The organism is Paenibacillus sp. LT-B23 (assembly GCF_059417685.1).
The window spans coordinates 164,394-178,288 of sequence record NZ_JBSQBM010000001.1 but is presented as its reverse complement, the minus strand read 5'-3'; the positions used below and the strand labels follow the sequence as shown (position 1 = coordinate 178,288).

Here is a 13,895-nt window from a genome sequence, read left to right as displayed (position 1 = left end):
TTTATTTTACACCAAGATACTCTGTGATGCCGTCTGCAATCCCTTGAGCTACCCGGTTTTGGAAATCTTCATCAAACAGTGTGGCTTCCTCTTTCGCATTACTGAGATATCCTACCTCAAGCAAAACAGCAGGCATCGTCGTTTCCCGAATGACATGGAAATTGCCATAACGAATGCCCCGGTCTGTCAAACCTGTCGCTGGAGCAAAGTACTTATGCATGACGTTGGCGAACGCTTTGCTTGCACTACGCTGGTAATACGTCTCTGTACCGTTGGAGGCCGAGCTGCCGCTGCTGTTGGCGTGAATGGACACGAATACGTTGGCATTGAGATTTTCAGCCACTTTTACGCGCTGTTTAAGCTCCAAAAACGTATCATCGCTGCGTGTCAACACAACCTCAAGTTTCGGGTTCTGCTTCAAAATGCTTTCTACTTTCAGAGCCATAGCCAAGTTGAAGGTCTTTTCGTAATTTTTTCTCGAAATCCCAACGGCTCCGGAATCCTTCGCTCCATGACCGGCATCAATAACAACGACTTTTTTGCCATTGCTGTTAACTGGTGAGGTCTGTGTATCATCCGGCTGTGAACCATCTGGTAAGGTAGAGTCAGGTGTTGTATTCACTGAATCCTTCGATGCCAGATCGACGATTACACGATTCGAGCCGTCATTGTATGCGGTGTAATTCATGGCATGCTTCAGATCAACCACAACGCGAACCGTTGAAGGTTCCTTTTGGAATAAAGCATAGCGGATACCGGATACATCCGCTTCATCCTGAATATCCAGTGAACCATTCAAGTTGCTGTCCAGTTTTTGCTGATCCCCAAAGTTGTCAGCAAACGCAGTAGCCGGCAAATCCACAACCACCCGATCAGGGGTTGTCATTGTAAATGCTTTGGGTTTTACCGCACCCGTAGTCGTAATGGTTAAGCGGTTTTGACTGAAACTGATCCCCTGCACCTGCATTACACCTGAACTGGCATTATTCGTTGGTACAGTTACACTTCCTGTATCTGTGCTGCTATTCCCGGATTTGGGAGGAGTAAATTCCCCGTTTCCCGACCCGCTGCTGCGGGTATATAATTTTACGGACTTGGAGCTACTGTCCCATTTTACGTCCAGTCCCATTTGCTCGCCGATAAAGCGAAGCGGTACAAGGGCATAATTGGAACGCAGCAGAGGCGAAGCATCCAGACTAATGTCGCTTCCATTGACAGTCGCCGTCTTGCTTCCGATTATCATTCGGATCGAGGTACTGTCCTTCTCAATCGTTATGGTTCGCGCCTGCTGCTTCCATGTCACGTCATAACCTAAATTTTCAGAAATTACGCGTAGCGGAACCATTGTATTTCCACTAATTACTTGTGCCTTAGCACCGCTCGGGACACTTAACTGTTGATCGTCGAGATAGATTTGTGTTCCACTCGAAGCCGCATGTCCATAACCCGGAACCGCCCACATGAAGACAAATAATAACAACAAAAAACCAAATTTCTTCATTCGTCACCCTTCCATTCATAATTTTTTTGCCACATGCTCCGGTGCGGCGACCTGATATACGCGCTTATGTAATATCAGACAACCTTTTAGACGTAATTCCACACCAAAAGTTGCGAATATATTCCATCATAACAGAAATATACGTGCCAAAGAACTAGTTTTGTCGAATTTTGACTAAAAATATAGTTCATTCGCTTTGCGGCTAAAGTCATTGCCCGATTACAAAAAAAAGCTGCTTTCTCCCTATACATAGCTAGGGATGAAAAGCAGCTTTTTGGTGAGTATCATACGATCTAATTTAAAATTTTCAAAATTATCAATTAATAGATTCACTCGTGACATTGCCAGTCACAGTCCCGAGATATTCCTTTAGACCGCCCACAATCCCTTCCGCAATCCTTTCCTGTGTTTCTTCCGAGAACATGGCCGCTTCATCAGACAGATTACTAAGGTAGCCGCATTCCAGTAGCACGGCTGGCATTAGCGCTTTTCTCGTCACGATATGATTCGCCACCTTAATCCCGTTATCCTTAAATCCGGTAGCTGCTACAAGATGCTTATGCATCGTTGTTGCAAGTCCCAGACTTTCCTGACGTGCATAGTAGGTTTCAGAACCGTTGGCTTTTCCTTTATTGGAGGCCAGCATACTGTTTCCATGGATCGAAACAAACACGCTTGCCTGCTGTTCGTTTGCTAGCTGGGGGCGTTCATCCAGCGTAGGATACGTATCTCCATCTCGGGTCATGACTACCTGAATGTCAGGATCGTTTTGCAAAAGCTGCTTGACCTTTAACCCTACAGCCAGTGCAAACTCCTTTTCGTGTCTTCCAGTGATACTGCCTGCTCCAGGGTCCTTGCCCCCATGCCCTGGATCAATGACGACAATTTTCCGTCCGCCGCTATTGGTTGGTGTCACAGCCTGATCAACATTGCGTTCACGCAACTGAATTGTGACTTCACCTGTGCCGTTAGTTGAAAGCTCGTAATCACGTACCTGGTTTAAAGCAATTACAATGCGGACGCCGCCCTTTTGTCCATCGGCGGGAGCAAACCTAACTTCCTGCACATCCTCGCTGTCAATATTCGTCAGCACTCGTAATCCATCGCTACGAACCGGAAACTGCTGAGAAAGCTCTGTCGTCAGCGCCGCTTCTGCCAGATCTACAACAATGCGGTCAGGTCCCGTCATTTTGGTCACTTTGGGCGTTACATCTCTGTTCAATGAAATCTGTAACGCTTCATCTTGAAAGGTAATGTTTTGCACCAGTAGCGTATTTGCTTTTAGCTGTTCTGTATCCTGCTGCTTGGATGATGCGAGTACATCCTGTGTAAGCTTGTCTGATCCAGTGAGATTGGTAATTGTCGTCGTTGACGTAGACGATTTTGGTGTGCTTGTGTTTTTTACTTGCGTTGGTGACGATTTTTGGGATTGAGGCTGTTTTTCTGTCTGCTGTGCTGTCACTTTCTGACTGAGATTTACGGATTTATTTTTATTATTCCAATCCACCTTCAGCCCCATTTGCTCCCCGACAAAACGCAGTGGAACCATGGTGGAGTTACCACGCAGCACAGGAGGTGCATCCAAATTAACCGTTTTTCCATTTACGTCAGCCGACGTACGGCCCACATACATGGACATATCCGTGCTGTTTTTTTGAATGGAGATTTTATAGGCTTGTGGTTCCCATTTAAATTGATATCCAAGCTGTTCACCAACCACTCGAAGCGGAACCATGACTTTTCCATTGACCATTTCAGGCTTGGCATCTACGGGCGCTTCTATCCTTTTTCCATCTAAAAACAAATCTGCTTCAGCCGCATTCACATGAGAGGAGGACGGCCACAACCAAATTAAGACAGCCGCCAGTATCAACCAACCATATTTCTTCATCTTCATTCCCCTAACTTATATATGTATTTTTTTGTGCTACTGTAATAGGGATAGTCCTTTAGCCATTTTACATTACCATACCATGCTGAATCGAACCGTCAACCCCTTATTTACCAATTTATCTTATGACATGACAAAAGCCCGCAGGCAAAAGAGTTGCCAATCGGGCTTTCTGTCCAACAAACCAGTTCATTTTAATGCTACAAACTCAAACAGAGCTGGAGTTATGCGCCTTGCTTTGCAGCACGCTTCTGTTCATAAGCTAAAATTTCCGACTCATGCTGGAGCGTCAGGCCAATGTCATCCAGACCTTGCAGCAAAAATTGACGGCGGTGCTCATCCAGATCAAAATCAATATGCAGACCATAATCGTCGGTAACTGTTTTTGCGTCCAGGTCTACGTTCAATTGGTAGTTATCATTCTTTGCCGTGCGCTGGAACAGATCCTCTACCTGCTCCTCAGACAGCTTGATCGGCAAAATACCATTTTTAAAACAGTTATTATAGAAGATATCCGCATAAGACGGTGCGATTACACAACGGAATCCATAATCCATGATCGCCCACGGCGCATGCTCACGTGAGGAGCCACAGCCAAAGTTGGCACGGGAGATCAGAACAGATGCCCCTGCATAGCGAGGCTTGTTCGGTTCAAATTCAGGATTTATATTTCCCGCTTCATCAAAGCGCCACTCGTAAAACAGAAACTGTCCAAACCCTGTGCGCTCAATTCGTTTCAAAAACTGCTTGGGGATAATAGCATCTGTATCTACGTTCACCCGATCCACAGGTGCTACAATCCCTTTTAAAGTTGTGAATGCTTCCATTGTAAATTCCTCCTCCGTATCCTATTGGACTACTGCTTCCTGCTTGAACTTCCAGTCACGTACATCGACAAAATGTCCATGAATCGCCGCAGCGGCTGCCATTGCAGGAGATACGAGGTGAGTCCGTCCTCCGCGTCCCTGACGTCCTTCAAAGTTACGGTTGGAGGTCGACGCACAGCGCTGTCCCGGTTGAAGCACGTCCGGATTCATTGCAAGACACATGCTGCATCCCGCTTCACGCCACTCAAAGCCTGCATCCTTGAAAATGACGTCCAATCCTTCTTCCTCGGCCTGAATTTTCACACGACCTGAGCCTGGTACGACGATTGCCGTTACTTTGTCAGATACCTGGTAGCCCTTGGCAACCTCAGCCGCAGCACGCAAGTCTTCAATCCGCCCGTTCGTGCATGAGCCGATAAACACATAATCAATAGCAATATCCGTGATCGGTGTGCCTGGCTTCAAATCCATATATTCAAGTGCTTTTTCAGCAGCTTTGCGTTCATTCTCTGTTGGCAATTCTGCCGGAATCGGTACAGTGGCGGAAATATTTGTACCCATGCCCGGGCTAGTACCCCAGGTTACTTGCGGAATAAGAGAATCTACATCAAACTCCAGCACAACGTCAAACTCAGCGCCTTCATCTGTTACGAGTTCTTTCCACTCGGCAACCGCCTGCTCAAAAGCAGTTCCTTGCGCTACATGTTCACGTCCACGCAAGTAGTTGAAGGTTGTTTCGTCCGGTGCGATCATACCAGCTCTGGCTCCGCCTTCAATGGACATGTTGCACACGGTCATGCGCTCTTCCATGCTCAATTCACGGATAGATTCACCTGTATACTCAATAACATAACCAGTAGCGAAATCCGTGCCGTATTTGGCGATAACGCCCAAAATCATATCCTTCGCTGTCACACCCGGTTTACGGCGTCCTACAAATCGGACTTCCATCGTTTTTGCTTTGGCTTGCTGGAGACATTGGGTTGCCATGACATGCTCTACTTCGCTGGTTCCGATACCAAAAGCGAGCGCTCCGAACGCGCCATGCGTGGAAGTATGGCTATCACCACAAACGATTGTTTTCCCCGGATGAGTCAGACCAAGCTCTGGTCCCATAACGTGAACGACACCTTGATCAATCGTATCCAGATCATATAAAGTGACCCCGAAATCACGGCAATTTTGAGTCAAAGTATCAATCTGCTGCTTGGAAATCGGGTCCGTAATATTGTAACGATCCTTCGTCGGTACGTTATGATCCATCGTCGCAAACGTAAGCTCTGGACGACGCACCTTGCGTCCGCTAAGACGAAGCCCCTCAAACGCCTGTGGCGAGGTTACCTCATGAACCAAGTGAAGGTCAATGTACAAAATACTTGGCTTTCCCTCTTCCTGATAGATGACATGGTTATCCCAAATTTTCTCGAACATGGTCTTTTTGCTCATCATAATTCACCCCTGTGTTTTTCGAACCTATTGTAGAGAAGGCTGTACGGCTTTCTCTTGGATGTCAACAATATACCACGGCATGCTTGATTGATCCAAGATATGATATCTATAGAAGTGATAGGTTAAGGCTATAAGGCGGGTTCAGGCAACATGGGATAGATATTAGGATATATATTAGGATATATATTGGTATACATACGCCATGAACATTTCCCAACGAGACAGCTTTACTTCACATCTGCTTGTGTTTATTGAGGTAAACGTGTATAGATCAAACAGAACATATGTTCTGTTTGATAAATTTACAGATAGAAAAATATTCCTAGGTCTGATAGACTACTTGTAAAATGAGGATTTTGCAAAGTCCTGAAATATTAAAAGAGGAGATTATTATGAAGCGCCTTCTTACCTTATTGTTAATTTTTGTTGTCTATTTTGGAACGATTCCAACAATTCATGCAAATCCGTCGAATTATCGTATTTTTTTGGATGGAAAAATTGTGACACTTCAATCTGCCCCTCGCATTGAAAGTAACACCCTTATGGTTCCAGTTGTCCCGTTGTTAAAAAAATTAGGCTATACAGCTGCTGTAGATCCCGATATTCCTGATCGTGTAAAAATAACAAATTCGAATAATTCGATTACCTTTGTGATTGGTGCTAAAAATATGTATATTAACGGAAAAGAAATTCGTATGCCTATTAGCTCTAAATCATACAATGGAGTAACTTACCTTCCTCTGCGCGCAATTTCGCAAGCGCTCGGGAAACCATTTGGCAGTAACCCTACAGAACAGTACGCCTGGATTGGAGTTGCACCGAGTAAAAACCAAAACATTCCCCCAGAATTGCAAGGGAAAGATTTTAGAAATGCTGTATGGGGTATGACAGTTCAGCAAATTAAAAGATCCGAGACACTGCCTCTCATCAATGCTGTCACTGAATTGGATGATTACGGCATGAGTAATATGTACTATACTTATTTGGACTACAAAGGTGAATACAGCGGGTACAAAGCAGTTTACACTTATATCCTAACTGGGAAGGATAAGAACAACACTAAACTGTATGACGGCCAGATTGTATTTCCTGAAAAATTTAGTAACATGCAAAACTATATAGATCGATTCTTTAAAATTAGTTCTAAAATGCAATTATCATACGGTACACCAGTTGATAAGGAGCGACCACGAGGAAAAGATCAGAGTAAATGGGCGGAAGACCTGTCTTTAGGTAATCTCTCATTAACCGATTACTACAATGTCGGTCGAAATTCTTATTATATCCGATTGTACAAAAGTATGCATTCTGAATATCCTCAATTGGATATTTTGGTGTCTCAAAGATAATATTAGACTTTTTTCTGAGAATCAACACGACAGTGTAATTGATTTTATCAAATACTTCGAAGATCACTATAAAACTGACTAGACAAAAAGCTCTGCCGACCCATTAAGGTCAGTAGAGCTTTTACTATTTCACTATGAACCTTACTTTTGTTCTATCAGCATACTATCTAACTGACGACTTACCCGTGATCCAGCTCCCTCGTTATTATCACAATACCTAACTTATTTAAAATCACCCAGCTATATTCATCGACAATTCCACTTCTTATTCCTCAATACCCTGTATTTCACAAAAATATTACGCTATACACGAGGATGTTAACCCCTGGGTTCGTAGACCATTTTGTCAACAGATCGGCCTATTTTTAATGCACTGCGTAGTAAAAAAATCGCTTGACTTGGAGTTAACTCCAAATGTAATAATATCGGATGTAAGTAGGTGAAGAGTAATCGGAGTAAACTACATTTGAAGGAAACAATATCCAGCAAAGTGAGGAACAATCAAATGGAATATGTGAAACTTGGAAGTACCGGCTTGGATGTATCTCAGCTTTGTCTTGGCTGTATGGGCTTTGGTGTTGCAGAGCGGTGGATTCATCCATGGATACTTGATGAAGAACGCAGTCGCCCAATTATAAAAAAAGCCCTGGAGCTTGGTATCAATTTTTTTGATACTGCGAATGTATATTCAGACGGAACAAGCGAGGAAATTGTTGGACGGGCTTTAAAGGATTATGCGAATCGAGATGAAATTGTCCTCGCAACGAAGGTTCATTTCCGTATGCATCAAGGTCCCAACGGTGCGGGACTTTCCCGAAAGGCAATCATGAGTGAAATAGATAAAAGCCTTAAGAGACTGGGAACAGATTATGTGGATTTGTACCAAATTCACCGCTGGGATTATAATACTCCCATCGAAGAGACGATGGAAGCATTACATGATGTGGTGAAGGCCGGAAAGGCAAGATATATTGGTGCTTCTGCCATGTACGCATGGCAGTTTCTGAAGGCGTTACATGTAGCTGAGAAAAATGGATGGACCCGGTTTGTATCGATGCAGAATCATTTAAACCTCTTATATCGTGAAGAGGAGCGGGAGATGCTGCCGCTTTGTAAGGAAGAAAAAATCGGTGTGGTTCCATACAGCCCTCTTGCAGGAGGAAGATTGACGCGTGATGCGCAGGAAACAACACATCGTTCCGAAACCGATCAAGTTGCGAAATCTAAATATGATGCGACTGCACATACCGATCAATTGATCGTGGATCAGGTTGCGGCAATCGCAGAACAACGTGGAGTTCCCCGTGTCCAAATCGCACTTGCCTGGTTGCTGCAGAAAGAACCGGTAACAGCACCCATTATCGGTGCTACAAAAACGTCTCATCTCGAAGATGCGGTAGCTGCGCTCTCGATTACGTTAACACCTGAAGAAATTGTGTTGCTGGAAGATCCGTATGTTCCTCATCCGGTAATTGGCGCTCAGTAAATTTTGATGCGATGACCGTTTTGATATAAGAAACGATAAGAACGCCCTATCCATTTACTTGGGGCGTCCTTGTGCGAAAATCGGGAGGTGAAATCTGCATGCTGATAGCAGAAGTAAGTAAAAAATTTGATCTATCACAGGATACACTCCGCTATTATGAACGCATCGGACTTATTCCACGTGTGAACCTCAATAAATGGAAAAAAAGTAAATTACGATAAAAGAGTAAAAGCCCTCCGTTTAAGAGGGCTTTTTCATATATGCTGGCCGCAAACTAAAGTCATTCGATTGACCTCACTAACCGCCAATCAGGTCCACTCCAACCTCTTCTATGTAAAATTATGGCTCAGTGTAATGAATTTCACATCTTTCCGGGTCAACCTGTTTTACCATAGAAGGGTGATACGCCGTGCTAGGCAGACCATCTTGGGCGGGACGGGTGCGTTCTGCTGCAAATCAGCTACACAGGCTGTCTGGCATGTGCGGCAAGCACGCTTTTATTTTGATTCGAAGCGGAGTTGTCCAGATGTTGAATACCGAATGGGAATACCGTGAGCGCATCAGGAAGCTGGCCGTCTATATTGTCAAGCATTACCGGGGAAAAGGACCGGACAACGTCAAGGTCTCACTGGAGTCGCCGCTCCGGATTACGGTAGAAGTTTGGGGAACATTGTCCAATCTGTCTGAAATTCTGGTTCATGAAGGGGCTGGGGAAACGGTCAGAGAATATTGGAACGTCCTCCGTCCTTACTTGGAAAAGGAATTTATGAGCGAAGCGGAAAAAACACTTGGCAGTCCCTTCAACTATACTTGGGAAGTCTGCCCCTCCGCCCATGGAGACGGACACATTATCTTTACTCTTGAATTAAAACACATACACCGGTTGGATTAGCGGGAAGGGGCTTGTCTCCTCGCCCGCGGATAAGCCAGTACAGGATGCAGCGTAAAGCGGCATTTTTGTATTGGCTTTTTTTCATGTTACGAGCTTCATCTATTTCATATAAAAAGAGGTGCTGCACACATGGCAGACAAGGTATTGACCGTATGTCCCTACTGCGGAAGCGGTTGCCAGCTTCATTTGCTGGTAGACAAGGGACAGGTAATTGGCGCAGAGCCGGCTGGTGGTCGTACAAATGAAGGAACACTGTGTCTGAAAGGACACTATGGATGGGATTTTCTGAATGACCCACAAATTCTGACTGCACGCTTGCGTAAGCCCCTGATTCGCAAAAATGGGGTTATGGAGGAAGTAGAATGGGAAGAAGCCATCCAGTATACCGCTGAACGCCTTTTAGCAATCAAGGAAAAATACGGACCCGATTCCATTATGGGAACAGGCTCCGCACGCGGTCCGGGAAACGAGGCCAACTATGTCATGCAAAAGTTCATGCGGGCGGTCATTGGCACGAACAATATTGACCATTGCGCTCGTGTATGCCATGGTCCTTCTGTGGCTGGTTTGACATACTCACTCGGGGACGGGGCCATGTCCAACTCAATTCCTGAAATTGAACACTCTGATCTTATTTTCGTGTTTGGGTATAATGCACCCGAAACACATCCGATCGTCGCAAGACGCATTGTAGCTGCCAAGCAAAGAGGTGCCAAAATTATTGTATGCGATCCGCGCATGACTGAAACTGGACGCATTTCAGATATGTGGCTACCTCTAAAAGGCGGTTCGAACATGGCTTTGGTGAATGCTTTTGGTCATGTGCTTGTACATGAAGGACTGTACGACAAACGATATGTGGAAGCAAACACAGAAGGCTTTGCCGAATACGTAGAAAGCATTAAAAAATATACGCCCGAATATGCAGAAGGCATTACGGGGGTCAAGGCGGCTGACATTCGAGCAGCTATGAGGGAATATGCAAAGGCCCCTACCGCTACAATTCTGTATGGAATGGGCGTATGTCAATTTTCACAGGCCGTTGACGTGGTAAAGGGACTCGCCTCTCTTGCGCTGTTGACCGGAAATCTGGGCAAGCCGAATGTGGGGATTGGGCCTGTGCGGGGGCAAAACAATGTCCAGGGCTCCTGCGACATGGGCGCATTGCCGAATGTATATCCTGGTTATCAGGATGTAACGGATAGCACGGTTCGTAAAAAGTTTGAAAAAGCATACGGTGTTGAGCTGCCGCGTAAAAAAGGATATCCCCTTACGGAGGTGCCACACCTCATCCTGAAGGAGAACAAGCTGAAAGCTTATTATATTTTCGGCGAGGACCCTGTACAAAGTGATCCGAACGCCGCCGAGTTACGTGAAGCGCTAGACCAATTGGAATTTGTCGTGGTACAGGATATTTTCATGAATAAAACGGCACTGCACGCCGATGTCATCCTCCCTTCTACCTCCTGGGGCGAGCATGATGGTGTGTATTCCTCGGCAGACCGCGGCTTTCAGCGCATTCGCAAAGCGGTCGAGCCGCAAGGTGACGTAAAGCCGGACTGGGCCATTATTAGCGAGGTTGCTACCGCTATGGGCTACCCTATGTCCTATACAAACACAGAGGAAATTTGGGATGAAATGCGAAGCCTCTGCCCGTTATTCGCTGGTGCAAGCTACCAAAAAATGGAGGAGCAAGGCGGCGTGCAATGGCCCTGCCCTACAGAGGATCACCCAGGTACACCGTATTTGTACAAAGGGAATCAATTTTCTACACCTAGTGGCAAAGGCCGATTATTCGCCTGCGAATGGCGTCCACCGCAAGAACAGCCGGATGAGAAATTCCCACTTGTCTTATCTACAGTTCGTGAGGTAGGCCATTACTCCGTGCGTACCATGACTGGCAATTGCCGTGCGCTACGCCAACTGTCTGATGAGCCTGGCTTTATTCAGATTAGTCCGGAAGACGGAGCAGATCTGAACATTCTGGATGGCGAAATTGTTGCCATATCCTCCCGTCGGGGACGCATCATGGCACGGGCACAGATCAGTGACCGCGTGCAACAAGGGGCAACCTACATGACCTATCACTGGTGGGTTGGAGCATGTAACGAGCTGACCGCCGATTTTCTTGATCCGGTGTCCAAAACACCGGAATTAAAATACTGCGCCATCCGGCTGGAACGGATCGCCGACCAAGCGCAGGCCGAACGTGATGTACATGAATCGTACCAACGGATTCGTAAACAGATGAACGTCCAGGAAGCCGTTTTAGCTGATAAGGTGACGAGATGAGCGGCACGCGGAACATACTGCACAGTTCGGCAAATACCCGGTCAGCTTTGACGAGTAGAATGGGAGCAGCCAGTAGAACAAACACTGTCGCTTCTTCCTTTGTAGTCGCAGATGCCGGACACTGCATCGGCTGCAAAGCGTGCGAGCTGGCCTGCTTCGCCGTCCACGGACAGAGTAACAACGTGGGCGCTTCTATTGGTACTGTCAACGTGCCGGTAATGCCCAAGGTGTATGTGGTGCGTAGCGGAAGCACATATGTGCCAATTCAATGCCGGCATTGTGAAAATGCGCCCTGCGCACATGCCTGTCCGGTTCAGGCCATTCGACAGGAGAACGGTGTGGTCATGATTGATGAGGAACTGTGCATCGGCTGTACCTCTTGTGTATTGGCCTGTCCCTTCGGGGCCATTGAGGTATCTACCGTCTACCGGGAAGGACGAGTCATGACGCAGCCCGGCTTGACCGACCGTGCCGCTCACAAGGCTCTCCCCCGGACCGCGGCAGGCAAATGCGACCTGTGCGCAGACACAAACGGAGGACAGCCTGCATGTGTAGAAGCCTGTCCAAACGATGTCCTACGGCTGGCTATAGTCGAGTCCGATCCGCTTCCCGAGCGTCGGCGGGAAGTCTTCTTCCCTCGCCTGTAAGGCCAAAATCAGCCGCAGAAAGGTAGAAATAAGATGTCCATAACAACTAACAATGCCTCTTCGGCTCCTTGTATGGAGACGACAGATTGCACCAACCCCATTATTCATATTGACCCCAGTATGTGTACCGGGTGTAGACGCTGTGCAGGGGTTTGTCCGGTAGATGCCATAGAAGGACACCCCGGAGAGCCGCAAACCGTGAATGCAGACCGTTGCGTGATCTGTGGCCAGTGTGTACAAATATGCAGCGTATACGCATCCGATTGGGCAGATTCATCTCCACAGGAAGCCGCAAGCAGACGTCAGGAGCGTATGCGTGAGCGCGATATGCCTGCTGACATCGGAGAACCGCTATTCGCTGCCTATTATAGCGGTAGTCTGAATAAGGTAACCGATATGATGACGAAACCGGGACAGTTTCGGATCGTCCAATGTGCTCCAGCCATTCGCGTTTCAATCGCGGAGGAATTTGGTATGCCATTTGGCACGCTCACGCCAGGTAAAATGGCCGCAGCACTGCGCCGTCTGGGCTTTGACCGGGTATATGACACCAACTTTGGAGCTGATGTCACCATTATGGAGGAAGGCACCGAACTGATTCGTCGTGTAACCGAAGGTGGGCCGCTACCGATGTTTACCTCCTGCTGTCCGGCATGGGTTCGGTTTGCTGAGATTGAATATCCCGATCTGTTGGACCATCTATCCAGTTGCAAATCACCTATGCAAATGCTAGGCTCGCTGGTCAAAACCTATGGTGCACAACTGGACGAGGTGGAACCTGCGAACATTTATAGCGTTGCGATCATGCCTTGTACCTGCAAGCAATTCGAATGTGATCGTCCTGAAATGGAATCCGACGGGTACCGTGACGTGGATGAGGTACTGACAACGCGTGAACTGGCATACTGGATCAAGAAAAGCGGCATTGATTTTATGAATCTGCCAGATGAAGAATTCGATTCACCGCTAGGACGTTATTCAGGAGCAGGGTCCATTTTTGGTGTAACCGGAGGCGTTATGGAAGCCGCCATCCGTACAGGTTATGAGCTGCTGACGAATGAAAAGCTACCGAAACTCCAACTGGATTTTGTTCGCGGTGAGGAAGGCATTCGAGTCGCGGAGGTTCAGGTGGGTGAGCTACAACTTAAGGTAGCGGTCGTCGCGGGGCTACAACATGCCTATGGACTGCTGGATCGTGTGCAGGCAGGCGAATGTGATTATCATTTTATTGAGGTAATGGGCTGTCCTGCCGGATGTATTAGCGGAGGCGGTCAACCCAAGCTCATGCTGGAAAAACACCGGATTGAAGCTTACCGTGCACGCAAATCCTCTATTTATGGACATGATGCGGGGCTTCAGGTGCGAAAATCGCATGAAAATCCTCACATTATTAAGCTGTACGATGAATTTTTAGGTGAGCCGCTTGGTCATGTATCGCATCATCTGCTGCACACGACCTTCCAAAAGCGCGGACCAGGCAAGCAAAGCCGTAGCTGTGATGCTCCCGCTAAAGAGAATACAGGTAACTCCATTCATTAGCACGTTAAGTTAAAGGGGTGAA

Annotated in this window: 10 protein-coding genes and 1 pseudogene; 7 read left to right on the top strand and 4 right to left on the bottom strand. The window is 46.8% G+C overall.

The genetic code is table 11. The annotated features are described in order from the left end of the window. Position 1: 1 nt before the first annotated feature. The 4 genes from ACWXW9_RS00890 to leuC all read right to left on the bottom strand — a co-directional run bounded on the left by ACWXW9_RS00890 (position 2) and on the right by leuC (position 5,665). Positions 2-1,501, bottom strand: a complete 1,500-nt coding sequence (locus ACWXW9_RS00890) for an N-acetylmuramoyl-L-alanine amidase family protein (RefSeq protein WP_494927875.1) — start codon at positions 1,499-1,501, stop codon at positions 2-4. A gap of 316 nt (positions 1,502-1,817) precedes the next feature. After that, the gene (locus ACWXW9_RS00885; protein WP_494927874.1) at positions 1,818-3,392 is read right to left on the bottom strand and encodes an N-acetylmuramoyl-L-alanine amidase family protein; all 1,575 of its coding nucleotides are present in this window, start codon (positions 3,390-3,392) and stop codon (positions 1,818-1,820) included. A 224-nt stretch (positions 3,393-3,616) separates the two neighbouring features. After that, positions 3,617-4,219: a 3-isopropylmalate dehydratase small subunit gene (gene leuD, locus ACWXW9_RS00880; protein WP_025683287.1), complete on the bottom strand. Its 603-nt coding sequence runs from the start codon at positions 4,217-4,219 to the stop codon at positions 3,617-3,619. A gap of 21 nt (positions 4,220-4,240) precedes the next feature. Further along, positions 4,241-5,665, bottom strand: coding sequence for a 3-isopropylmalate dehydratase large subunit (gene leuC / locus ACWXW9_RS00875; protein ID WP_494928151.1), 1,425 nt, complete (start codon positions 5,663-5,665; stop codon positions 4,241-4,243). A gap of 395 nt (positions 5,666-6,060) precedes the next feature. Between leuC and ACWXW9_RS00870 the strand changes: the two genes are divergently transcribed. The 7 genes and pseudogenes from ACWXW9_RS00870 to ACWXW9_RS00840 all read left to right on the top strand — a co-directional run bounded on the left by ACWXW9_RS00870 (position 6,061) and on the right by ACWXW9_RS00840 (position 13,873). After that, on the top strand, positions 6,061-7,017 hold the full coding sequence (locus tag ACWXW9_RS00870) for a copper amine oxidase N-terminal domain-containing protein (protein WP_494927873.1): 957 nt from the start codon (positions 6,061-6,063) through the stop codon (positions 7,015-7,017). 505 nt (positions 7,018-7,522) lie between these two features. Then, positions 7,523-8,503 (top strand): aldo/keto reductase, encoded by a 981-nt coding sequence (locus ACWXW9_RS00865; RefSeq protein WP_494927872.1) that lies wholly within the window; start codon positions 7,523-7,525, stop codon positions 8,501-8,503. Between the two features lie 98 nt (positions 8,504-8,601). Continuing rightward, positions 8,602-8,700, top strand: a pseudogene (locus ACWXW9_RS00860) (MerR family DNA-binding transcriptional regulator); the annotation flags it as partial. Between the two features lie 212 nt (positions 8,701-8,912). After that, a complete protein-coding gene (locus ACWXW9_RS00855) occupies positions 8,913-9,395 on the top strand; it encodes a DUF2294 domain-containing protein (RefSeq protein WP_494927871.1) in 483 nt (160 codons plus the stop codon). 129 nt (positions 9,396-9,524) lie between these two features. After that, on the top strand, positions 9,525-11,687 hold the full coding sequence (fdhF, locus tag ACWXW9_RS00850; RefSeq protein ID WP_494927870.1) for a formate dehydrogenase subunit alpha: 2,163 nt from the start codon (positions 9,525-9,527) through the stop codon (positions 11,685-11,687). A gap of 47 nt (positions 11,688-11,734) precedes the next feature. Further along, positions 11,735-12,334, top strand: coding sequence for a 4Fe-4S dicluster domain-containing protein (locus ACWXW9_RS00845; protein ID WP_494927869.1), 600 nt, complete (start codon positions 11,735-11,737; stop codon positions 12,332-12,334). Between the two features lie 33 nt (positions 12,335-12,367). Beyond that, positions 12,368-13,873 (top strand): [FeFe] hydrogenase, group A, encoded by a 1,506-nt coding sequence (locus ACWXW9_RS00840; RefSeq protein WP_494927868.1) that lies wholly within the window; start codon positions 12,368-12,370, stop codon positions 13,871-13,873. Positions 13,874-13,895 lie beyond the last annotated feature (22 nt).